The sequence below is a fragment of the Stenotrophomonas sp. FW305-C-20-S1 genome, assembly GCF_058783335.1.
This window is the reverse complement of record NZ_JBYTEK010000003.1, coordinates 109,718-131,847: the sequence shown is the minus strand read 5'-3', so window position 1 is coordinate 131,847 and position 22,130 is coordinate 109,718. Positions and strand designations below refer to the sequence as shown.

The 22,130-nt window shown below is 63.7% G+C and carries 20 protein-coding genes and 1 pseudogene; 6 read left to right on the top strand and 15 right to left on the bottom strand.

Annotation, left to right across the window (positions count from 1 at the left end):
• Positions 1–74 precede the first annotated feature (74 nt).
• Positions 75–896 carry a posphoenolpyruvate synthetase regulatory kinase/phosphorylase PpsR gene (ppsR, locus tag AC3WTC_RS03490; RefSeq protein ID WP_025879262.1) on the bottom strand — a complete coding sequence of 274 codons (822 nt, stop codon included), beginning with the start codon at positions 894–896 and terminating at the stop codon, positions 75–77.
• A 145-nt stretch (positions 897–1,041) separates the two neighbouring features.
• On the opposite strand from ppsR, the gene ppsA reads away from it, so the two are divergent.
• Positions 1,042–3,420, top strand: a complete 2,379-nt coding sequence (gene ppsA / locus AC3WTC_RS03485) for a phosphoenolpyruvate synthase (RefSeq protein ID WP_180830985.1) — start codon at positions 1,042–1,044, stop codon at positions 3,418–3,420.
• 150 nt (positions 3,421–3,570) lie between these two features.
• On the top strand, positions 3,571–4,464 hold the full coding sequence (locus AC3WTC_RS03480; RefSeq protein ID WP_492710599.1) for a mechanosensitive ion channel family protein: 894 nt from the start codon (positions 3,571–3,573) through the stop codon (positions 4,462–4,464).
• 75 nt (positions 4,465–4,539) lie between these two features.
• Here AC3WTC_RS03480 and AC3WTC_RS03475 read toward each other — a convergent pair whose 3' ends face one another.
• The 4 genes from AC3WTC_RS03475 to tadA all read right to left on the bottom strand — a co-directional run bounded on the left by AC3WTC_RS03475 (position 4,540) and on the right by tadA (position 7,982).
• Positions 4,540–5,655: an alkene reductase gene (locus tag AC3WTC_RS03475; protein ID WP_492710597.1), complete on the bottom strand. Its 1,116-nt coding sequence runs from the start codon at positions 5,653–5,655 to the stop codon at positions 4,540–4,542.
• Positions 5,656–5,822: 167 nt separating this feature from the next.
• Positions 5,823–6,695 (bottom strand): EcsC family protein, encoded by an 873-nt coding sequence (locus AC3WTC_RS03470; RefSeq protein ID WP_248151602.1) that lies wholly within the window; start codon positions 6,693–6,695, stop codon positions 5,823–5,825.
• Positions 6,696–6,809: 114 nt separating this feature from the next.
• Entirely contained in the window at positions 6,810–7,382 is a 573-nt protein-coding gene (gene orn, locus AC3WTC_RS03465; protein WP_025879267.1) for an oligoribonuclease, read from the bottom strand.
• A 75-nt stretch (positions 7,383–7,457) separates the two neighbouring features.
• Positions 7,458–7,982: a tRNA adenosine(34) deaminase TadA gene (gene tadA, locus AC3WTC_RS03460; RefSeq protein ID WP_025879268.1), complete on the bottom strand. Its 525-nt coding sequence runs from the start codon at positions 7,980–7,982 to the stop codon at positions 7,458–7,460.
• 223 nt (positions 7,983–8,205) lie between these two features.
• On the opposite strand from tadA, the gene AC3WTC_RS03455 reads away from it, so the two are divergent.
• Complete coding sequence (locus tag AC3WTC_RS03455) at positions 8,206–8,928, top strand: OB-fold protein (RefSeq protein ID WP_312401123.1); 723 nt, start codon at positions 8,206–8,208, stop codon at positions 8,926–8,928.
• 105 nt (positions 8,929–9,033) lie between these two features.
• Positions 9,034–9,471: an acetyltransferase gene (locus tag AC3WTC_RS03450; protein ID WP_492710594.1), complete on the top strand. Its 438-nt coding sequence runs from the start codon at positions 9,034–9,036 to the stop codon at positions 9,469–9,471.
• Positions 9,472–9,501: 30 nt separating this feature from the next.
• Here the strand turns inward: AC3WTC_RS03450 and AC3WTC_RS03445 are convergent, their stop codons facing one another.
• Entirely contained in the window at positions 9,502–10,005 is a 504-nt protein-coding gene (locus AC3WTC_RS03445) for a GNAT family N-acetyltransferase (protein WP_492710592.1), read from the bottom strand.
• 335 nt (positions 10,006–10,340) lie between these two features.
• Between AC3WTC_RS03445 and AC3WTC_RS03440 the strand changes: the two genes are divergently transcribed.
• Positions 10,341–10,994, top strand: coding sequence for a hypothetical protein (locus tag AC3WTC_RS03440; protein WP_080148522.1), 654 nt, complete (start codon positions 10,341–10,343; stop codon positions 10,992–10,994).
• The gene (locus AC3WTC_RS03435; RefSeq protein ID WP_492710589.1) at positions 10,991–12,310 is read left to right on the top strand and encodes an XVIPCD domain-containing protein; all 1,320 of its coding nucleotides are present in this window, start codon (positions 10,991–10,993) and stop codon (positions 12,308–12,310) included. The genes AC3WTC_RS03440 and AC3WTC_RS03435 overlap by 4 nt, the downstream gene beginning before the upstream one ends.
• A 61-nt stretch (positions 12,311–12,371) precedes the next feature.
• Here the strand turns inward: AC3WTC_RS03435 and AC3WTC_RS03430 are convergent, their stop codons facing one another.
• The 9 genes and pseudogenes from AC3WTC_RS03430 to AC3WTC_RS03390 all read right to left on the bottom strand — a co-directional run bounded on the left by AC3WTC_RS03430 (position 12,372) and on the right by AC3WTC_RS03390 (position 22,103).
• The gene (locus AC3WTC_RS03430) at positions 12,372–13,313 is read right to left on the bottom strand and encodes a hypothetical protein (protein ID WP_492710588.1); all 942 of its coding nucleotides are present in this window, start codon (positions 13,311–13,313) and stop codon (positions 12,372–12,374) included.
• Between the two features lie 582 nt (positions 13,314–13,895).
• The gene (locus tag AC3WTC_RS03425) at positions 13,896–14,912 is read right to left on the bottom strand and encodes an XVIPCD domain-containing protein (protein ID WP_492710586.1); all 1,017 of its coding nucleotides are present in this window, start codon (positions 14,910–14,912) and stop codon (positions 13,896–13,898) included.
• Positions 14,913–14,969: 57 nt separating this feature from the next.
• Positions 14,970–15,506 carry a hypothetical protein gene (locus AC3WTC_RS03420; RefSeq protein ID WP_032952144.1) on the bottom strand — a complete coding sequence of 179 codons (537 nt, stop codon included), beginning with the start codon at positions 15,504–15,506 and terminating at the stop codon, positions 14,970–14,972.
• A 717-nt stretch (positions 15,507–16,223) separates the two neighbouring features.
• Positions 16,224–17,237, bottom strand: coding sequence for a hypothetical protein (locus tag AC3WTC_RS03415; RefSeq protein ID WP_492710584.1), 1,014 nt, complete (start codon positions 17,235–17,237; stop codon positions 16,224–16,226).
• Positions 17,238–17,503: 266 nt separating this feature from the next.
• Positions 17,504–17,818, bottom strand: a pseudogene (locus AC3WTC_RS03410) (DUF4189 domain-containing protein); the annotation flags it as partial.
• 1,150 nt (positions 17,819–18,968) lie between these two features.
• Positions 18,969–19,451, bottom strand: coding sequence for a DUF4189 domain-containing protein (locus tag AC3WTC_RS03405; protein WP_492710663.1), 483 nt, complete (start codon positions 19,449–19,451; stop codon positions 18,969–18,971).
• Between the two features lie 125 nt (positions 19,452–19,576).
• Entirely contained in the window at positions 19,577–20,119 is a 543-nt protein-coding gene (locus tag AC3WTC_RS03400; RefSeq protein ID WP_492710582.1) for a DUF4189 domain-containing protein, read from the bottom strand.
• A 279-nt stretch (positions 20,120–20,398) separates the two neighbouring features.
• Positions 20,399–20,899, bottom strand: coding sequence for a DUF4189 domain-containing protein (locus AC3WTC_RS03395; RefSeq protein WP_492710661.1), 501 nt, complete (start codon positions 20,897–20,899; stop codon positions 20,399–20,401).
• A gap of 49 nt (positions 20,900–20,948) precedes the next feature.
• A complete protein-coding gene (locus tag AC3WTC_RS03390; protein ID WP_312401133.1) occupies positions 20,949–22,103 on the bottom strand; it encodes a TrbL/VirB6 family protein in 1,155 nt (384 codons plus the stop codon).
• Positions 22,104–22,130 lie beyond the last annotated feature (27 nt).

Below are 22,130 nucleotides of genomic sequence, written 5' to 3'. Positions count from 1 at the left end.
TGGGCCACGACTGTGGCTCGTAGCGCCCCGTCAACCGCGCAGGTGGGCCACGACCGTTGGTCGTGGCGCCCCCGTCAATAGAGCTCGCGCTGCAGCCCCAGCGTGCCGAGCACCTTGCTGGAGATCTCCTCGATCGAGGTATGGGTGGTGCTGAGGGTCGGGATGCGTTCCATCTGGAACATGACCTCCGCCGCAGCCACCTCGCGCTTGCAGGTGTCCAGGTTGGCGTAGCGCGAATTGGGCCGGCGCTCCTGGCGGATCTGCTGCAGGCGGTCCGGGTCGATGGTCAGGCCGAACAGCTTGCGCCGGTAGTTGCGCAGGCGGGGCGGCAGGCGGTCGCTCTCCAGATCCTCGTCGGTCAACGGGTAGTTGGCCGCGCGCACCCCGTAATGCAGGGCCAGGTAGATGCAGGTAGGCGTCTTGCCCGCCCGCGACACCGCCACAAGGATCACGTCGGCGTCGTCGTAGTTCACCGCGATGCCATCGTCGTGGGTCAGCGCGAAGTTCATCGCGTTGATGCGCCGGTGGTAGGTGTCGAAGTCGACCATGCCGTGGGCCTGGCCGACCCGGTTCAGGCGCGAGCTGGACAGTTCGCGCTCCAGCGGCTCGATGAACGGGGCGAACACATCCAGCATCAGCGCCCCGCTTTCGGCCAGGATCAGGCTCAGGCTCTGGTCCACGCAGGAGTTCACCACGATCGGCCGGACCTGGTAGCGCTCCCCCGCCGCCTGGATCCGGGCACAGGCTTCGCGGGCTTTTTCGGGGTCATCGACAAATGACATCCGGTCGGTAATGAAGCTGAACCCGGAGAACTGGGTCAACAGGCTATGCCCAATGGTTTCAGCGGTGATACCGGTTCCATCGGAAACGTAGAACACCGGACGGATGGTCGACATGCGCGCATTTACCCCCTACGAAGCCTAAAAGGGCCGCCAACACAAGCTTGTGCCGACGGTGGTCTGCCCGGCATCATATCGGCTTCTTCCTACGGACGCGGCCATCAAAGCCCGCCTCGGGCGATGGCCAAACGGAGCATCGCGCTTGAACGAGAACATCCTGTGGTTGCACGAACTGCGTCTGGCCGACCTGGCCCGCGTAGGCGGCAAGAATTCCTCGCTGGGCGAGATGATCGGCAACCTTGCCGGTCTGGGCGTCTCCGTTCCGGGGGGCTACGCGACCACGTCTGAAGCCTTCAAGGACTTCATCGCGCACAACGACCTGTCCAAGCGCATCTTCGACAAGCTGGCCACGCTGGACGTCGAGGACGTCAACGCGCTGACCGCAGCCGGCAAGGAAATCCGCGGCTGGGTGATCGATGCACCGCTGCAGCCGCAGCTGGACCAGGACATCCGCACCGCCTACGCCAAGCTGAGCGCCGACAACGGCGGCGGCGACGTGGCCGTGGCCGTGCGTTCCTCGGCCACCGCCGAAGACCTGCCCGACGCGTCCTTCGCCGGCCAGCAGGAAACCTTCCTCAACGTCACCGGTGCCGACGACGTCGTGCACAAGGTCAAGGAAGTGTTCGCCTCGCTGTACAACGACCGTGCCATCGCCTACCGCGTGCACCACGGCTTCAAGCACGAGGACGTGTTCCTGTCCGCAGGCGTGCAGCTGATGGTGCGTTCGGGCGTGGGCGCGTCCGGCGTGCTGTTCACCCTGGACACCGAATCCGGCTTCCGCGACGTGGTGTTCGTCACCTCCTCGTTCGGCCTGGGCGAAATGGTCGTGCAGGGCGCGGTCAACCCCGACGAGTTCTACGTCTACAAGCCCACCCTGCAGGCCGGCAAGCCGGCGATCCTGCGCCGCTCGCTCGGCAGCAAGGCGATCCGCATGGTGTACTCGGATGTCCCCGGCGAGCGCGTCAGGATCGAGGACACCCCGGCCGAACTGCGCACCACCTTCTCGATCAACGATGAAGACGTGGCCGAACTGTCGCGCCAGGCGCTGACCATCGAAAAGCACTACGGCCGCCCGATGGACATCGAGTGGGCCAAGGACGGTGTCAGCGGCAAGCTGTTCATCGTGCAGGCGCGCCCGGAGACCGTGAAGTCGCGCAGCCATGCCACCCAGATCGAGCGTTTCGCGCTGACCGAGAAGGGCGGCAACGTTCTCGCCGAAGGCCGTGCCGTGGGCGCCAAGATCGGTGCCGGCGTGGCGCGTGTGGTGAAGACGCTGGAAGACATGAACCGCGTACAGCCGGGCGACGTGCTGATCGCCGACATGACCGATCCCGATTGGGAGCCGGTGATGAAGCGTGCCTCGGCGATCGTCACCAACCGCGGCGGCCGTACCTGCCACGCGGCGATCATCGCGCGCGAGCTGGGCGTGCCGGCCGTGGTCGGTTCGGGCAACGCCACCAAGGTCATCGAGGATGGCCAGCTGGTCACCGTCAGCTGCGCTGAAGGCGATACCGGCTTCATCTACGAAGGCAAGCTCGGCTTCGAGCGCACCACCACCGATCTGGGCAACATGCCGCCGGCACCGTTGAAGATCATGATGAACGTGGCCAACCCGGAACGTGCCTTCGATTTCGGCCAGCTGCCGAACGCGGGCATCGGCCTGGCGCGCCTGGAAATGATCATCGCCAGCCACATCGGCATCCACCCCAACGCGCTGCTGGAATACGACCGCCAGGATGCGGCGACGAAGAAGAAGATCGACGAGAAGATCGCCGGTTATTCCGACCCGGTCGGCTTCTACGTGGACCGTCTGGCCGAAGGCATCGCCACCCTGACCGCTTCGGTCGCGCCGAACCCGGTGATCGTGCGCCTGTCGGACTTCAAGTCCAACGAGTACGCCAACCTGATCGGCGGCAGCAACTACGAGCCGCACGAAGAGAACCCGATGATCGGCTTCCGCGGCGCCAGCCGTTACGTCGATCCGAGCTTCTCGGCCGCGTTCGCGCTGGAGTGCAAGGCCGTGCTGCGCGTGCGCAACGAGATGGGCCTGGACAACCTGTGGGTCATGATCCCGTTCGTGCGCACCCTGGAAGAAGGCCGCAAGGTCGTCGAGGTGCTGGCCCAGAACGGCCTGAAGCAGGGCGAGAACGGCCTGAAGATCATCATGATGTGCGAAGTGCCGTCCAACGCACTGCTCGCCGATGAGTTCCTGGAGATCTTCGACGGCTTCTCGATCGGGTCCAACGACCTGACCCAGCTGACCCTCGGCCTGGACCGCGATTCGTCGATCGTGGCGCACTTGTTCGATGAGCGGAACCCGGCGGTGAAGAAGTTGCTGTCGATGGCGATCAAGTCGGCACGTGCCAAGGGCAAGTACGTCGGCATCTGCGGCCAGGGCCCGTCCGATCATCCGGATCTGGCCGAATGGCTGATGCAGGAAGGCATCGAGTCGGTGTCGTTGAATCCGGATACCGTGGTCGATACCTGGTTGCGCTTGGCCAAGTTGAAGGCCAAGGGTTGACCTGTTGACGTGTGATGGCTGACGTCGCTTTCATCGACGCCTGCCCATACTGAAGCTGCACGCAAGCCCCGCCTCTGCGGGGCTTGCTGTTTCTGGCGTCCGCGTACGCCATGTTCCCGTCGCACCTGTTCCCGTTGCAAAGGAGTCCGCATGATCGCCGCTGCCCCACCCTCCCCCGCCACGACCTCCTGGTCCCGCTCACTCGACTGGGAACGCCTGCTGGAGACCTACGGCGTGCCGTTGCTGGCCGCGATCGTGGTGCTGCTGGTCGGCATGTGGCTGGCACGACGGCTGTCCAATGCCATGCCGCGCGCCACCTCGCGCATGGGCGTGGACCCGATGCTGGGCAGCTTCCTGCGCAACGTGGTCTACGCGGCTTCGCTGGTGATCGTGGTGATCCTGGCCATCGGTACGCTGGGCGTGCAGATCACTCCGCTGCTGGCCGTGCTCGGTACCGCCGGCCTCGCCGTTGGCCTGGCGCTGAAGGATTCGCTGTCGAACATTGCTTCGGGCGTGATGCTGGTGACCCTGCGTCCGTTCCGCGTGGGTGATGTGGTGACCATCGCCGGGCAGACCGGCACGGTACGCGAGGTACGCATTTTCCAGACCGTGATCACCGGCGCGGACAACCAGCACACCACCATTCCGAACACGCTGATCACCGCCGCACCGATCATCAACCTCACCGCAGAGCCCACCCGCCGCGTCGAGCTGGTGGTGGGCATCGGTTACGAAGACAACATCCAGTTGGCGCGTGATACCGCACTGGCCCTGATGAAGGCCGACCCGCGCGTGCTGCAGACGCCGGCACCGGACGTGGTGGTGTACGAGCTGGGTGCGCACGCGATCAATCTGGGCATCCGCTGCTATGTGAAGTCGGCCGATCACTTTGGCACCAAGGTCACCCTGCTCGAACAGATCAAGCTGGGCTACGACAAGGCCGGCATCAACATCCCGTATCCGCAGCAGGACATGCACCTGTACCTGCATGGCAAGGATGGTGGCGTGGTCGAGGCCGACGCACTGGTGCGCGACAAGCCCTGATCGGCAGTGCCGGCCAGTGGCCGGCACCCATCCGCCGTCATCGGTAGCGCCGGGCCATGCCCGGCGGACGCTGCTTCAGGCCTCGACTTCCTCTTCCAGCACCGGATAGTCGGTGAATCCCGCCGCGCCACCACCGAAGTACGTCGCGCGATCGGGCGAATTCAACACCGCGCCGCTGCGCAGGCGCTCGGGCAGATCGGGATTGGCGATGAACGGTCGACCGAAGCCGATCAGGTCCGCCCAGCCTTCCTCCAGCGCCTGCGCGGCACGCTCGGCGGAGTACTTGCCGGCGTAGATCAACGTGCCCGGATAGATCATCCGCAGCGCCTGCTTGAACGCGACGGGCATCAACGGGGCATCCTCCCAGTCGGCCTCGGCGATGTGCAGGTAACCCACATCCAGCTCGCCCAGCAGGTGTGCGGCAGCCAGATAGGTCGCCTGCGGCGTGTCATCCACCGCCCCCTGCAGCGTGGTCAGCGGCGCCAGACGCACGCCGACACGCTCGCCGCCAGCAACATCGACCACCGCCTGCACCACCTCGCGCAGGAAGCGCAGGCGATTGCGCAGCGCGCCGCCATAGCCGTCGGTACGCTGGTTGGCCTGCGAGTCGATGAACTGGTTGATCAGATAGCCGTTCGCGCCGTGCAGCTCGACGCCATCGAATCCGGCAGCCAGTGCATTGCGGGTGGCCTGCGCATAGTCGGCCACGATGCCCGGAATCTCGTCCTCACCCAGCGCGCGCGGCATCGAGTGCTGGATCATTTCGCCCACGCCGGATTCCGGACCGGCGCCGGTCGGGTCGACGAAGACCTTCACCCCGTCGGCCAGCAGTGCCGAGGAAGAGACCGGCGCCGCACCGTCCGGTTGCAGGGCCACATGGGAGACACGGCCGACATGCCAGAGCTGGGCGTAGATGCGCCCACCCGCCGCGTGCACGGCATCGGTGACCCTGCGCCAGCCCTGCACCTGTTCGTCGCTGTGGATGCCCGGGGTCCAGGCATAGCCCTGGCCCTGCGGGCTGATCTGGGTGCCTTCGCTGACGATCAGCCCGGCACCAGCGCGCTGGGCGTAGTACTCGGCCATCTGCGCGGTGGCGACATTGCCGGCCGCCGCACGCGAGCGGGTCATCGGTGGCATCACGATACGGTTGGGCAGCGTCAGCGCGCCCAGGCGGTGGGGGGTGAACAACATGGCGGCACTCTCTTGCGGGGGATTGCCGGCAAGGATGGGGATGGCGCTGCGCGCGCAACAGGCGCGTCCACGCAAAACAGTTGTGCCTGGCAGGCAAGGGTCAGAGCCCTTCCCTGCGGCGGTCGGGGTCGGATCCCTTTCCGCAGGAAAGGGCTCCGACCCCATCGTTACAACGTCGGCTCGATCAACGCCCCGCCGTGGGCGACACGGTCATAGCAGGCGCGCACGACCTCTTCGCCGTACTTCAACTCCAGCCGGCGCACGATGAAATGGCCGCGGGCCATGTCCTGGTAGTAGTCGGTGAACATGGTGTTGAGCGTCGCGCCGGCCGCCGCACCGACGATTGGTACCGCCTGCGCGGCAAACTTCTCGGTGACCACCACGCCGAAACGGGCGGCGACCTTTTCCACCAGCTTGGCCAGCAGCTTGCCGGCTTCCTTCGGCGCCACGCCCAGGGTCAGGTCACGTCCGGTCACCACGCGCCCGGCCAGTTCGGCCGAGAGGTGGCGCATGACATCGGTGGTGAAACCACGGGCGAGGTAGTAGCCGGTCTCGCTGGCATCGTCGCGCGGCGAATTGCCGCCCAGTGCGAACACCTCCAGGCAGGCCTGGCGGGTGCTGAACTGCGATAGATCGAAGCCTTCGCTGCGGGCAACGTCGGCTACCGCGCGCATCATGATCGTGGTCGACACCGGCAGCTCGATGAACAGCGCAGCGAAACCGAACGCCCCACCCACCGCACCGGACGTCGCCGCCGCCAGCTTGTGCCAACGTGTCGAGGCGCCCTTGCCAGGAGTGTTGTCCATGCTCCACAGCGCGGCCTGCACCGATTTGGACAACGCCGCCTGCACCGCACCGTGGATGCGGTTGGACACCGAGGTGGGAAGCGCCTTCACCGCGAACTCCAGCGGCGTCCCGACCAGGTTGGCCATGCGCGCGGTGATCGTGGGGGCTTCCAGCAGCGCTACCGCCCGCTGCAGGTCAGACCAGTCACCAGCGTCGTGGGCGATATCGCGGGGCAGCAGGATGGGCTCGTTCATGCGGCCGATCTTAGCGCCAGGGAGTTGAACGCAGGGTGGTGCCGGCCGCTGGACGACAACCCTGCGCCGCCGGCGGCGATCAGGCGATTGCCGGCCAGCGGCCGGCACTGCCCCTCACGGGCTCGGCAGCCCCGACAGCGCGCCCATGAACTGGCGGTAGTGGCGCAGTTCGTTGATCGAATCGTGCACATCGCTCAGTGCGGTGTGGTTGCTGTTCTTGCCCACGCCCGCAGCCACGCTTGGCGCCCAGCGCTTGGCCAGTTCCTTCACCGTGGACACGTCGAGGTTGCGGTAGTGGAAGTACTTTTCCAGCCGCGGCATCTGCCGGTGCAGGAAGCGGCGGTCCTGGCAGATGGAGTTGCCCGACATCGGTGACACGCCGGCCGGAATCCACTGCGCCAGGAAGGCCACGGTCTGCGCTTCGGCCTGGCCAAGCGTGGTGGTGCTGTCGATGACGCGCTGCCACAGGCCCGAACGACGATGCTGGTTGCGGTTCCACTCGTCCATCGCTTCCAGCGTTTCCAGCGGATGATGGATGGCGAACTCCGGGCCCTCGGCCAGCACGTTGAGCTGGGCATCGGTGACCACGGTGGCGATCTCGATGATCGAATCGTTGTCGGTATCCAACCCGGTCATTTCCAGGTCGATCCAAATCAGCCGCTCGTTGGCCGCGCCGTTCTCTGCCATCGTGTCGCCTCGTTGCTGGGCAGGCACGAGGCCGGCCGGTAAAGGGAAGTGGCGGCCATCATACCCTTTCGCCACTCAGCCCTCGCCAGCGTGGTCCTCCAGCAGCAGCGGCGGCTTGCCACGCTTGGCCCTGAAATAATTGGTCAGGCGGTTGCCCGCTTCCTTGGCCAGCACGCCGGCATGGACCTCCACGCGGTGATTGTGGCGGGCATCAGCGACCAGATCGAACACGCTGCCGCAGGCGCCGGTCTTGGGGTCGCTGGCACCGTAGACCAGGCGCGCCACGCGTGCGTGCACGATCGCCATCGCACACATCGCGCACGGCTCCAGGGTGACATACAGGGTGCTGCCGATCAGGCGGTGATTGGCCAGCATCCGCCCGCCCTCGCGCATGGCCACGATCTCGGCATGCGCGCTGGGATCGTGCGAGGCAATGTTGAGGTTCCAGCCCTCGCCCAGCAGCTGACCGTCGGCACCCACCAGCACCGCACCGACCGGGATCTCGTCAAACTCGCGTTGCGCACGTTCGGCCAATGCCAATGCGTGGCGCATCCAGCTCTCGTCGACGTCGTGCACCGGCACGCCCAAGGTATCAGTCATGGCGTTTCTCCGGATTCAAGGAATGAGCGCGCGCGTAGTGTAACGCAGGCCTTTTGGCGCTTCCGCTGCGCGGATGCGAAGCGCCGCACCGGCAAACGCTGCATCGCCGCTTGATCTGCCGTGAAGACTCCTTCACGCTACGACCGCGTTTTCGTCATCTGACGACTGTGCACTGCTGCTTGCTGGCAGCGATTTCACCTTTCGATCTCTACAGGGGGTAGTTTTGAACGCAGTTGCAGAAACCACCGTGCAGGCCAGCCCTGCCGGAAAAGCCGCATGGATCACGCTGGCGATCGCTTGGCTGTGCTTCCTCGTCCCGTTCCCCGGCCTGGGCCTGTTCCTGGGCTGGCCGCTGAACCTGGTGGCCTTCATCCTCGCCATCGTCGCGATGGCCAAGGGCGGCGCCATGAAGGGCCTGTTCCAGCTGCTGGGCTCGATCATCGTTTCGCCGATCGTGTACTTCGTCGGCCTGGCGATCTTTGCCGGCACCGTGAGCGGCATCAGCGCGCAGAGCAAGGGCCAGTACGATGCGGCCGTTGCTGAAGCCGGCGTCTCGTCCGCCGCCGCGGAGGCAGACGCTGCCGCCAAGCCTGCAGAACCGGCAGCCACCGCCGTCACCAACGATGCCGCTGCGGCCTCCGCCTCGGCTGTGGAAGTGACCGCCACCACGATGTTCAGCGACTACCAGGACAACGAGATCGCTGCCGATGGCAAGTACAAGGGCAAGGCGCTGCTCGTTTCCGGCACGGTCGACTCGATCAGCTCGGACTTCATGGACAAGCCGGTCGTGCAGCTGAGCGCCAAGCCGTTCGGCTTCGTACAGGCCAGCGACCTGTCCAAGGACGTGGCTGCCAGCCTGAAGAAGGGCCAGAAGGTCACGCTGGCCTGCACCGGCAATGGCGAAGTCATCGGCTTCCCGGCACTGTCCGGCTGCACCGTGCAGTAAGGCGCAGCGAACGGTGACATCCAAGGCCCCGCTTCGGCGGGGCTTTCTGTTTGCGGGTGTCGCACCGGTACAATCCGGGTACTGCAAAGCACCTTGGCCGATCCCATGACCACCCTGCGCCCTTCCCGCACCACCGATGGCGACGCTCTCGTCGATCTCTGGCGCCGGGCCGTCGACGCCACCCATGATTTCCTCAGTACCGAAGACCGTCAGGCTATCGACGCTGAAGTTGCCTGCTTCCTGCCACAGGCCCCGATGGTCGTGGCCGTCGGCGACCAGGACCAGCCGCAGGGTTTCATGCTGATCGACGGCTCGCACATGGAAGCGTTGTTCATCGATCCCGACGTGCGCGGAACCGGTATCGGCCGCCAGCTGCTGCAGCATGCGCTGGCACTGCAGCCGCAACTGACCACCGACGTCAACGCGCAGAATGCGCAGGCCGTGGGCTTCTATCGGCGCATGGGTTTCATCGAAACCGGACGCTCGCCGGTGGATTCGCAGGGTCGTCCGTATCCCCTCATCCACCTGCGCCATCCAGGTTGATCGGCGGTTGGAACGCCGGCCGTTCCCCGGTCAGGCAACCACGTCGAACGCCGGCGAGTAACGCACCTCCCCCTGTGCCATCGGTGGCTGCAGGCACAGGGCCTGGAAATACGCCGCCGGCACGCCGGGTAGTACCAGATCCGGCACGGCACGGAAGCCGAAGCGCCCGTAGTAGGCCGGCTCGCCCAACAGCACGCAGCCCCGCGCGCCCCTCTTGCGCAGAGCCTCGATCGCGGCCCGCATCAATGCCGTGCCCACGCCGCGCCCCTGCTGCTGCGGCAGCACCGAAATCGGCCCGAGCCCGAACCAGCCCTGGCTGCCGTCCTGCACGCTGACCGGGGACAGCGCGACATGACCCACCAGTTGGCCCGCATCCTCTGCCACCAGCGAGATGCTCAGCTCGCCACGCTCACGCAATGCGTCGACGATGTGGTGTTCGGTGTGGCTGCTGTGCGGCGCGTTGCGGAAGGCCGCCTCGGTCAGGAAGTAGATTCCAGCAGCGTCTGCGGGCATTTCAGGGCGGATGGAGAGCATCGTCGGCACGTCGTCGGAACGGAGTAAGCACCTTGATCATGCCGCATCGAGGAAGCAACGGCCCGCGCCTGATGCCTGTACCCCACGTGTGAAATCCGGATACGAATCACAGTTCGCTGCATCCAATCCAGTTTGATAGCGTCAAAATTTCGACTATTTCACTTTTCTGCCGCGAGAATCGCGCAATCTAGCCTTCCCGAGTCCGGGATCGTGGTCACCAAGGAAAGGAGACATGCCGTGATTGCCCGTCTTTCCTCGCCAGTGCGGCGCGCACTTTCGTCGCCCGCAGCGTGCCCCGTCGCGAACGCGCTCACTCCTCCGACCGGAGGCTGAAGGTGCGCCGTACATCCCTCCCGTGTCTTGCCTTGCTTCTACTGATTGCCTGCAGCCCGGAGACCGCCATGAACCAGGAACTTGCTTCCGCCGAGTCCGACGTCGCCCAGGGAGGACGTGGCCTGGCCAAGCTCAACCCCTCACCGCGCAAAGCCTATGAACTGGTACTGCGCCTGCACAACCCGCCGGGCAGCTTTGCCGTGGTCGAAGGCGTTGCCCAGTACGATGTCAGCAACGAAGCGCAGTGCGGCTACATCGAGCCCGCCACCGGCGCTCCCGCCCGCATCACCAGCCAGGAGCCGGTGACGCTGCGCAGGGTCACCGACAACGAGTACCGCGGCACCGTCTACCTGGACCGCATGCTCGACGAGGACTACTACGGCCGCGGCGTCTGCCATTGGGCCTTCAGTGGCGCCGGCGCGATGTTGAAGGCGACCGGCGCCGATGGCGAGACGCGCTTCCTGTCCTTCATCGAGGCCGATCCGTTCGTCAAAGGCCAGAGTGAGACGCGCCATTATCCGCAGGGCGACTACCCACGCGTGGCGGACCTGCCCGACTACGGCGCTACCGGCCAGAAGGACGCCAGCCGGTTCCGCCCGGAACTGCAGGACACGCTGTTCTCTGCCACCTTGACGGCCGATGAGGTGCAGCCGTGACCCTCGGCAGCCAGGACTACGCCGCGCTGTCCAACGATGCCTATCGCGACCTGAAAGTCGGTCGCCGCGCACCCGGACAGGAAGAGCATGTCTCCCTCAACGGGCATGACTACAAGGTGCTCGAGCACGTCAGCAACCGCTTCAATGGCTATCAAGGCACGATCTACCAGCGCGTGGACACGCAGGAGATCGTGGTCTCCCATCGCGGCACCGAGCAGATCGCCCGCGATGTCCTCCTCGCCGATGGCGGCATGGTGGTCGCCCGCTACAACGTGCAGGCCGCCGATGCGCTGGCACTGACCCAGCGCGCCCTCGCCTACGCTGCCAAGGAAGGACGCGACCTCGGCCAGGCACCTGAGGTCACCGTCACCGGGCATTCGCTCGGCGGCGCGCTGGCCCAGATCAGCGCGCACCACTACAACCTGAAGGGCGAGACCTTCAACGCCTATGGCGCGGCCAGTCTTGGCTACCGCATTCCCGAAGGCGGCACCAGCGTTGTCAACCACGTCATGGCAGCCGACCCGGTCAGCGCCGCTTCGCCGCACTTCGGCCAGGTGCGCGTGTACGCCACGCCCCAGGAGATCGACACGCTGGGCGACTGGGGCTTCAGCAACAGCCGCCTGCGCATCCTGATTCCCGACAGCGCACTGGGCGCGGCCGCCAACTCCTTCGGTTCGCACAAGCTGGTCAATTTCCTCGGCGAAGACTCGGTGCTGGGCAGGCCGGAGACGCAGGCGTTGGCACGCGACAACATCAAGATGATCGACGAGTACCGGGACAAGATGGAACTGCTGCGCAGTGGCGTCACCACCGGTACGCGCGGCCTGCCGGGCGGCGTCAAGGATCTCTTCGACCATCTGCGTGGCCCCCTGGAGCCGGGCGAACCCGCGCGCCGTGAAGCCGAAAGGCAGGGGCGCCCGATCGGCATGCTGCGCATCGACGACGCCGGCCACGTCGGCAACCCCTTGTTCAATGATGCCCTGCGCGGCGTGCACGCACAGGACGCCCGCGTCGGCCGCACACCCGATGGCATGAGCGCGCAACTGGCAGGCTCGCTGGCTGCGGAAATGCATGCCGCCGGCGGACAGCGGATCGACGAGGTACTGATGAGTGCCGACGCGTCACGCAGCTTCGCCCTGCAGGGTGAGGGCGGTGACCCCGGCCATCTGCGCGTGTCCGTCGACACCACCCGCGCGATGAACACGCCGCTGGAGCAGAGCAGCCAGCGCATCGAGCAGCAGGCTGCCGGCCAAGCCCTTGCACGCGAGCAGCAGCTGGAACAGACCCAAGCGACCCAGCGCAGCCTGCACGCCTGAGACGCTTGCTGGAATGAAAACGGGAGCCGGCACTGCCGGCTCCCGTCATTTCTCCGGTCGATCAGGGGCTGGAGACCGCCGAGTTCGCCGCCGGCCCTGCCAGCACGTACGCATCCGGGCCCGAGTCCGGGAAGCCGCCACAGGCCTTGTCGCCCGGCGCCACCGGATCACACGGCCACTGCGCGCGCGTCACGGTATCGCGCAGCTCGAAGCGGGTGCCGTTCCACACCACAAAGGCCAGATGTTCGCGGTTCCAGTCACTGAAGCTGTGCGGACCGGTCTTCTGCGGTGATTCCGGGTATTGCACGAACCAGCGCATGGCCGGCCCGTACTGCAACTTGCTGTGGTCGAGGCTGATCTTGCCTTCGCGGGTGCGGTGACGGGCACGATCGGCCTCGGCGATCGACGGTGCCGCCGGCATTGCCATTGCAGTGATGTCCTGCGGGACGCCATCGCTGCCCACCTGGTACACGCGCTGGCGGACGTAGGCCTGCCCGCAACTGCCGGCTGCGAGTCGGACGGGCTCTGCGGTGTTCTCGTTTGGAAGTGCGCCATCGGCACAGTCGAACGGCGCCGAGACCAGGTAGGTGGTCGTCGACGCATCCGCGCCTTCAAACGAACGCACCCAGATGTCTCCCAGGCGGGCGATGAAGTCCGGGCGCTGGCCCATGCCGGCCACGGCCTTGAACCACGCCTTCTGGCGCACTTCGCGCTCGCGCCAGCTGCGCGGCAGGTGGATGTCCTGCTCAGGCAATGCCACCAGCAGCGCCGCCAGGTGCGGCGGCAGCGTGCCCTGGCAGGCGCCGATCATCAGATCACCCTGCGGCGCCAGGCGACCGGCCAGATCGACCGGGCAGCGCGCACCGAGCTGGCGCTCGGCGGCCTGGTCCGGTGCCAGCGGGATGATCGGCGGTGCGACGGGGGCTGGGGCCGGCGGCGGAACGGGTGCCGGGGCCAGTGCGGCGTCGGGCACCTGTGCAGCAGCGGCAACGGGCGCAGGCACCTGCGCGGGAGCCGGCGATGGGGCTGCGACAGCGGCTGTTGCGACAGGCGTAGCTGGCGCAGCATTGGTGGAGGCAGCTTCGGCCGCTGGTGGTGCCGGTGCTGCTGCGGGCGCTGGCGCAATCGCGGGTTCGGCGGCAACAGCTTCTTGAGCGACGTCCGTCGCCGCCGCCGGCTGCGCTGCGGGTGCGGGCGGCATGGACGACTCCGCCGTAGGCACAGGTGCAGCCACCACGGCAGGCACCGGTTCAGGCGCGGCGACGGGAGCCGGTGCAGCTACGGCATCAGTTGCGGTGTCAGCGGGCGTCTGCGCGTCAGCTGCGGCCACTACCGGTGCTGGCACCGCCTCCTCGACGGCCGGAGCCGCCGGGGCGTCCGGTGCCTGCTGTGCGTGGGCCATGGCGGCAGCCAGTCCCAGCGGCAGCAGCCACAGTGCCGGAGCGCGGCCACGCTGGGCCGCTTGGGAACGCAGGAAAGTGTTTCGCATGTTGTGTCCTTACAAAGAGATCCATGTAGGCACCCGAGGGTGCTCGGTGTCGTGCGATGGGCCCGCCGGTCTCCGACCTGCCGGGCGGTGCCCAGATTACAGCGATCGCGGGCGGTTCTGCTCCTGCTCGCGGGTGACCGAAGCGGTCTGTTCCTGTCGGGAAGAGGCTTCAGCCGCCAACTGCTGGCTGCTCTGCTCGAGCGGCAGCTGGGCAGCGGCCTCACGCTGCACCATCGAGCGCTGCATCGCCGGGTCCCCCATGACGCCCTGCACCGCAAACAGCGCCCTGCCGTCGGTACCGGCCACCACGTGATCGATACGGCTCATCCCTGCCTTCTGTGCGCTCAACGCCAAGGCTCCGGCCGCATTGTCCAGTTCCTGCTGGCTGCGCAGGCCACTCTGCGGCCCCAACTGCTGCAGATGACCCCGCGCGTCGGTGAACAACCGGTTGCCGGCATGGGCCGGATCGGACATGTCGCGCGCGCGCTCAGGCAACTGTGCAGGTTCGCCCACTTCGCCGCGGGCAAGCCGGTCCATCACCTCCGGGGTCAGCTTCTGCTGCCACGCTTCGAAACGCTTGAGCCGGTCCTCCACCCCGTTGACGGCACCGTTGATGGCGTACGTAGCCTCGCGCACGTCCTCGCGCGCGTGTTCCGGCACACGGTTCTGCCACTGCCACACCGCGATGCGACCTGCATGTTCCGGCTGCGATGCAAGCTCGGGCTGGTTGACCAGATCCAGATCCAGCGCAGTGCCGGCGCGCTCGTAGCTTTCCTTGCCGGTCAGCGGCAGATAACCGCGCCCGTGGTACTTGAGCGCATCTCCGGGCGCGTCATTGCCCATCCGGCCGCCATACATCAGCTCAGCCAGATCATCCGGACGCCCTCGCAGGGCTTCCTGGCGCGCGGACTCCAGCGCCTCGGTGCCATTGCGCCACGCCGCTTCGACCGGGATCTGCGAGATGCCCCGGGTATAGTTGAAACTCTCGTTGAGCCGGCTCAAGCCGCGCGACTCGTGCCCTGCCTGGGCCATGAAATTGGCCAGTTCAAGGGGGGAGTCGATGCCGGCTTTCGTCGCCTGCCGCAGCAGTTGCGACTCTCTATCGGTCGACACAGTGCAACTCCTGGATGTTCATCAGCGCGGATTCCTTTCCGCCGGTTGGAGCTTGGCTCATGGAAGCGACACCTCGGCGACACTGGACGGGTCGAAGTCCTCGAACCGTACCCTGCCCAGTTCCGCCACCGAGAAATCCCGGATGTTGGTCGCCTCTGTCTCGATATCCACGACCTTGCGTCTCACCCCATCCACCCAGCACGCCTTGTCCGCCGATGCGTAACGGAACCGGTACGTGCTGCTCCAGCGCTCGCGGCTGCCGCCGTTGGTGATCACGCTGAAGGTGTCTTCCTCAACCATTGCATACGCAAAAGGGTCGCCAGCCAGGCCACCGCGGGTGGAACACGGCACCAGCTTGTCGTTGCGCGCGGCCAGCTGCCAGCGCCCGCGCCCGTCACCGCGCAGCAACAGCAGCACCCGGTTTGGTCCGTGCTGGCCGGGCACCAGCCCTTCCGGCGTCGGCTGGTCGATGACCAGCAGCTGGTACTCGATGCCATCGCCGTTGAGCTCGCCCCTGACGGCTTCCAGCAGGTTCGCACCGGACGGAACGAATGCCAGGGCATCGTCCATGTGTGCGCCAAACCTGTCGTCCATCCCCTCCCACTCCTTCAATGTCGTCTTGCCGATGCCCGCGTTGATGACGGGCACGGTGGCGTTGCCCGGCCGCGCCGGTCACCCTGCAGATGCGGATGATAGCTCCGGGAGCACCGTGGCAGCGATGGTGGCAAACGTCACCCGTCGGACGGGCAGACAGGGTCCTCATGGACGGAAAAGCTCCTGCAATCGGTAGCGCCGAAGCGTCATTTTTCTGACGCCGGGAAAGCTTAGCGCGAGGAGGTCTATTGCGTCGAAGAGCAGGGAAAGCGAATAGCGGAATTGATCACAAAAAAAATGGGCTAAGCGTGAACGGTGCCTTACCTGATGAACAGACGCGCCGTGCAGACCCTGGTGGCAATCCTGCACTGATCCTGTGACATCTGCTTCCATGCCGCCTTCGCGCTGCATTGCAGCAGGGCGACAACGACCGCGCGCTGCTCCGGAATGACAGCGACAACGCTGGCGGTTTCATTGAACCGCCCCGCGCGGGATGTTGCACGCAGGGTCCGTGATGCTCGCCGGATGGCCGCGCAGCCCGGCACGCCCTGGCCACCTATTGGATACCTGCCCGGTGTGCGATTGCCTTCCGCCAAGACAGGAAAAGGCAGCAGGCCTGCAATCCACAGAAGTCACGGCTAGAAACGTATTGGATTCGTCTCATGGCTTTCCTGCCTCCTGACAGCCTCAGGCCGTGGCCGTGGCCGACAATCGCGGTCAGCGCAATTGCTGCGCGCAGGTAGCCCCTTGGGTGGCGTAGTCACGGATGTAGCCGTCCATCGTCAGCACCGTGATATCGCAGCGATTGTTCACGTCACTGACGACATGCCCGTATACGTTCAACCCCTGAACGCGCTCACCACGATGGAGGTACAAGGTGCGTGATCCATCAGACCCGTTCTCCACGCGGTCCGGCGTTCCCCATGTCCGCACGAACTCCTGCTCGGTCTTGCCGATCCACATGTCCATGAGGTTGTTGCGACCCACACGGTTGGCTGCACGAACCGACTCATCCAGCACGCGGGTCGTTTCTCGCTGACCGCGTGCCAGGTTTGCTTCCAGGTTACGCTCAATACGGTCCAGCTCGGCGTCGGTCGGCCGATAGGTGAACGCCGGACGCGTGCCGTCCTTCCAGAGGTTCCCCCAGACGAAATTCGCGGGTGATTGGCCTACGTCACCGATGGGCAGGAAGCCCCGCTTCATCATTTCCGCAGGCACTTTGGCCTCGGGGTCAGGCCCGACGAGACAGGCAAACCGCACCAGTTGCACCTGCCACGGCTCGACCGCCTCGCTGGTCGGATCGAATCTCTCCGGTGGAACATCCTCAACTGCACGGTCGCGCCATTGCACCAGACTCATCTTCATGGCCACAGTGTTACGCGCACAGTTCACCGAGTACTTCCTGATCAGTCGATTCGGCTTGGTCGCGTTCTCGTAAACAGTATTGACCTGGATCTCGTATACCGGATCCGGGCCAGCAACGCGCTCGCCGGGCTTTGGCGGCTTCTTTCGGCGCAATTGCTTCAGGTACGCGTTCTGCTCTTCCTGCGTGGCGGTCTGCAGGAAAGCCATCAGGTCCGAGCGGCTGCTGAGCGTTTGCGCATCCACCACCCACGCCTCGCGATTGGGCTTGTCGCCACCGGCGAAAATGACCCAGCTATCGGCGGCGTGTGCCGACGAACCGAGCACCAGTCCGCCGACCAGCATCATTACACGGAAGGGATTCTGCATGATTCGTTCCTTCGAATGGTGTGGAGACTTATGCAACGCGGATAGTGCTTCCCAGCACAGCCAACCGTGTCAAGTTGCCTGATGTGATCACGATATGTCCATGGCGAGAGATCTTGCGTTGACTGAGCCCTGCTCCTAAGCATTCGCCCCGGAGCAAGTGTCCGACGTACCCGTAGATCGCAAAACGACGCCGGCGCTGCTGGAGAATAGCTTGGCACTCTCCAAAAGAAACGCAGTGACCGGAGGCCTGTGTTGCGTTGGACGGCCTAAAATGACTCATACACTGGCTTGGTACAGTCCTCGTATGCCACCTGACAGGACTTTCCATCGGTATCAACGCACGACTGCTGAGCCAGTTTCCGAGCCTCGGCCGGCTCTTTGGCGCTGGCTAGACCGGCGCGAGAAGCGCCACCCTGACTATTGGGAACCAACCATGCGACGCACTGATTCCGATACGTAAAGATAACCCTGCAGTCTGAAGCTCCGCGCCTGCTGCAATCCGCCAAGGCCATCTGCTCGGCGCTCTCCTTGCTTGGTCGACCACTTGCAACGCCCGCGTCTGCAGTTGCATTGGAAGAGCCCCCCCCCCCCCACGTCTTATGCCATTGTCCAGCGGGCTCCGGCTCGCGGGCAGCACCACCAGCTCCTTGGAATGGAGCACATCCGCCCCCCCTTGATCGCCGATTGGATACTGGCCCGTGGGGCCTCGGCCCTCGGCATTGACATTACCGATAACCACGAGCACGGCAAACACCATCGTTAAAGCCAAAAAGATTGAAGTCCCGCTCAGAGGCTTGAAGTCGCCATTGCCAAGACTCTCGCAACATCGCTGTTGATCACTCTCTGGCCTGATGCTCCGCGTCCGCCATCCTCCTTGAAGCCCGCCGCAGTGCTTCAAGCGACACCGAAAGAACCGAAGGCAAGACGATTCGCCAGATCAGCCCTCCTGAAAGAAGGGCTTGGTGCAGTCCGAGTGTACAAACGTACACTCCTGGCTTCCCGACTTCCGACAATCCTGCGTCGCCCTCTCTAGAGCTTGTTCCTTAGTAGCGCCCGCATTGAACATCGTTCGGTTGCAGATCACCACCGCCACCTCCTCCCGGAATCGGGGCGCAGCCTTGAACACCTTGCCCTCCGACTGGATACTGCCCAACCGGACACCCACCCTCTGCGTAGGCTGCGCAGGACCAAGCGAGAAGAGAGAGAGTAAGGAGCGCCTTCATCTTCTTCATACAATTTCCATAATCAAGCCAATTGAGGCCGTGGAAGTCGGCTTCCTGAGAAGTGACCGGTGTTGACTGCGGAGTATCCAGCACAGGCGAAGGAGCACTTGTACCTCTGCCAACTGAATCCCCCCTATCCTAGCCCCTTGCAAGGCGCTGAGGGCTTATGCGCACCCTTCGGGAGACCATCGGAGCGGCGCAGCGGCGGGCGGCAAGCAAATGCGAATATGCCCTCAAGAAAAACAGCAGTCCTCGGCAGGGCAGTGCCAAAGTTGGCGACATCAGGATCAGTTCCGTGCCGCCTATTTGCAATTCGGCAGAGTCAGGCTATTGAGGAGCCTACTGCCATTGACAATCTAGAAGGCAGCCAGGCAAGTAGTGTCAACCATTGCTTTTGTGGTCAGCTCTAACAGCGTAGCTGACGATAATCATTGCGCAGTCAACCACAAGCCCAATGAGAGATTGCTGACGGCATAAAAACTGGTGATTGCTCAGTTAGGCGCAATGCTCAGAAAGATTGAAACTCGGGCTCACTACAGTTTGAAAATATGACCATACAACCAATCCCACCACCTTGCTGGCATTGTTTGAGGGCGAGATCCTTTGCAATCTCTTCTGTCTCCGCCCGTCCGAAGCTCGTCCCACCTGCACCAGAGGTGGGGACAGATGCAGCGGCACATTGATTCTTGTATGTGAATGCGACTCGACACTCTTTTCCGCCGCTTGCGCTGCATACGCCTTCCGCTTCGCGCGAGGCGGCAGCTTTAGTGTGCTTTCCAGTTGACGCACCCGATGCCCCATCAGGTGACAATGCGATTGCGCCCCAAGTCTTGATCCATCGTCCGTTTGGCCTCGGGCCTTCCGAAGAAGTAGAACCTGACGATGGAATAGGCGCACAGCCTTGCACGCCCTGCCCGCCGATGGGATAAGAGCCAGCAGGGCATCCGCCTTCCGCTGACGCGCTCACTGAAAACCCGAGCCCAGCAAGCATCAGGATCGGCGCGATGTCCTTGATAAACTTTGAACAGCCAACCATAGACATCCCTCTCACAGGAAAGAATGACCTTCACCTTGCGCGCAGATATGAGGGGGCATGCATGTTCCGCTCGACGTGAATCAGAATGACTTGAAAAGGGGTTCGGTGCAGTCGGTATAACGAATTACACACGCCCCGCCGCCCCTGGAGGCGCAATACTCCAATACTTCAGCGGAAGCAACCTCCTTTGAAGGCCCAGCAGATATGGAAATGCGGCCATTGCTTCCCTTTTCTGGATCCGCATAAGCAACACACTGGTTCTTGTATGTAATAGCCGTCGAGCAGTCAGTGGCGCCGTATGTTGCGCAGCGACCCCGCGCCTCCTTCTCCGCCTCTGACTTGGAGCGTTTTCCAACCGACGCGCCCATGCTGCCTGTAGCGTCCGACATGGAAATTGCCCCCCAGGTCTTGATCCATCGCCCATTAGGGCGCAAATCACCACCGCCGCTACCAGCGCTCGGAATCGGCGCGCAGCCCTGCACACCCTGCCCACCGATTGGATATTGACCAGCAGGACAGCCACCTTCAGCAAAGGCAACATGCGATGCGCCGAGAAGAAGCAAGGTGAATAGTGCCTTCATCCTCATGTGACTCTCACCCATCAGACCGACAAGACAGATCATTGATCTTGATCATTTAGATGCAGAATTCAGCATTCGGAGCAGCGACCCATACTGACTGCAAACCAACCAAGACCGGCCGATCAGTTCTGCAAGATGCTCGAGAGAAGTTCGGGCAAGCGCTCCGATGATCATCGACAGCTTTGAGACCCGTTTATTCAAGGAAACAATAATCCGAAATATTGACGACAAAGGAGGAAGCAAAATCACCTCCATCCGATCATTCCTACAGCGTGGGGACGCATCAAAAACCATCAACCTACTCTCACCAAGGCATACCTCTCAATAAGAGTGGAAAAGTGGCTCCGTGCAATCGCTGTACAGAACCTCACACTGGTTTTCGTTACGAGTTGCGCAGAGCTTTAGCACTTCAGTCGAAGCCACTTCCTTTGTTGGCCCCCTCACCGCAGAAACTCGCCCTCCCCCGCTGCTTTTTTTCGGATATGCATAGGCAACACACTGATTCTTATAGGCGATCAAAGCCGTGCAGTCGCTAGCGCCGTAGGTAGTACAGCGATCCTTTGCTTCCTTCTCTGCTTCTGCTTTGGTTCGCTTCCCAACAGATGCCCCCATGGCACCCGTAGCGTCAGACTGGTAGATCGCTCCCCAGGTCTTAATCCAACGACCGTTCGGTTGCAGATCACCACCGCCACCTCCTCCCGGAATCGGGGCGCAGCCTTGAACACCTTGTCCTCCGACTGGATACTGCCCAGCCGGACACCCACCCTCCGCGTAGGCTGCACAGGACAAACCGAGAAGAGAGAGAGTAAGTAGTGCCTTCATCTTCTTCATACAATTTCCATCATCAAGCAAATCAGAAAGACCACTGGCGCTAGCGATTGAGACCACGGAGGCCGGTTTCCTGAGGAGTGACCGATGTTGACTGCGGAGTAACCAGCACAGGCGAGGGAGCACTTGCACCTCTGCTACCTGAATCAGCTCCGACCTCACCACCCTTCGATGGAGCCGACGGCGTATAGGTACCCGCCGGTCTACCATCCGAACTCGGCGCACCGGCGGCACCGCCACCTATCTGCGAATATGCCATGAAGGTACCCAGTGTGCCCTGGAAGAACATCGCGGCCATTGGGGGCGCAGTCAGGATCAAGGTTGTGAGAATCAGCCCCATACCGCCCTGTTGCATGGCCTGGCTGGTCATGCCGTCGGCCAGTGCGCCGTCAAGCAGATACTTGTCCACCAACGCTGTCGCCCAGAACGAACCTGCAACGCGGATGACCATGTCCAGCGCGATCGACACCATCGCCGCCAGAACCGCCATCGAGAACATCGTTCCGATTCCGTAGAACAACCATCGCTGGAACAGCTGCTTGGTCTGCTCGAACAGCAGGCAAAGGATGAACAGTGGTCCCAAACCGATGAAGAGTGCCATCGCGATCTGGTACAACAGCAACATCGCACCCGCAGTGATCGCCGGACCACCTGTACCCAGTCCTATGAAAATCTGTGCCTGGGTTTTCTGACCCTGCAGGCTTTCGTCCTTCAGCACCTGGATCGCGTCGATGCTGGACAGGGCAACCTGCATCCAGGCAAGGGATTGGTCGATCTGCTTTTCCGGCGGGTCGTCCTTGCCGGTCACCACGTGGGAGATCAGTCCTTTCACGTCCTTGTTGAGGAAGTCCTGCACGTTCTGACCGAACATCGCCATGGTAGTGGCAACGCTGACGATCAGCGCAGCACGCGCCATATTGGTAACCAGCACCATCATTGAATCACGGCTGCGCCCTGTGACGATGCGGAACCCCTGGATCAGCACCCACAGCGTCATGAGGGTGAGGGCCATGAAGCCAACCCACTTCATCATATTGCCCAACAGCTTGATGCCAAAGTCATTGATACGGTCCTGGAGGAACTCCAGGATCAGCCGGAAGAACATGAAGTCGCCGATTGACTGGATGCGTACCGCATATCCAAGCAACTCGTGCAGGCCTCCGGAGAAGTCAAAGCTGGCAATCAGCGCGATGTTCATTTCCACAATCCTTTGGCGATTCCACTT

Excerpts from the sequence above, each read along its gene's own strand:
- AC3WTC_RS03445 (WP_492710592.1), bottom strand. The coding sequence starts at position 10,005 with ATGCTCTCCATCCGCCCTGAAATGCCCGCAGACGCTGCTGGAATCTAC.
- AC3WTC_RS03395 (WP_492710661.1), bottom strand. The coding sequence starts at position 20,899 with ATGAAGGCACTACTTACTCTCTCTCTTCTCGGTTTGTCCTGTGCAGCC.
- tadA (WP_025879268.1), bottom strand. The coding sequence starts at position 7,982 with ATGACTGATACCTTGGGCGTGCCGGTGCACGACGTCGACGAGAGCTGG.
- AC3WTC_RS03400 (WP_492710582.1), bottom strand. The coding sequence starts at position 20,119 with ATGATCTGTCTTGTCGGTCTGATGGGTGAGAGTCACATGAGGATGAAG.
- AC3WTC_RS03450 (WP_492710594.1), top strand. The coding sequence starts at position 9,034 with ATGACCACCCTGCGCCCTTCCCGCACCACCGATGGCGACGCTCTCGTC.
- ppsR (WP_025879262.1), bottom strand. The coding sequence starts at position 896 with ATGTCGACCATCCGTCCGGTGTTCTACGTTTCCGATGGAACCGGTATC.
- AC3WTC_RS03405 (WP_492710663.1), bottom strand. The coding sequence starts at position 19,451 with ATGCTTGCTGGGCTCGGGTTTTCAGTGAGCGCGTCAGCGGAAGGCGGA.
- AC3WTC_RS03475 (WP_492710597.1), bottom strand. The coding sequence starts at position 5,655 with ATGTTGTTCACCCCCCACCGCCTGGGCGCGCTGACGCTGCCCAACCGT.
- orn (WP_025879267.1), bottom strand. The coding sequence starts at position 7,382 with ATGGCAGAGAACGGCGCGGCCAACGAGCGGCTGATTTGGATCGACCTG.
- AC3WTC_RS03415 (WP_492710584.1), bottom strand. The coding sequence starts at position 17,237 with ATGCAGAATCCCTTCCGTGTAATGATGCTGGTCGGCGGACTGGTGCTC.
- AC3WTC_RS03480 (WP_492710599.1), top strand. The coding sequence starts at position 3,571 with ATGATCGCCGCTGCCCCACCCTCCCCCGCCACGACCTCCTGGTCCCGC.
- AC3WTC_RS03470 (WP_248151602.1), bottom strand. The coding sequence starts at position 6,695 with ATGAACGAGCCCATCCTGCTGCCCCGCGATATCGCCCACGACGCTGGT.
- AC3WTC_RS03390 (WP_312401133.1), bottom strand. The coding sequence starts at position 22,103 with ATGAACATCGCGCTGATTGCCAGCTTTGACTTCTCCGGAGGCCTGCAC.
- AC3WTC_RS03420 (WP_032952144.1), bottom strand. The coding sequence starts at position 15,506 with ATGGACGACAGGTTTGGCGCACACATGGACGATGCCCTGGCATTCGTT.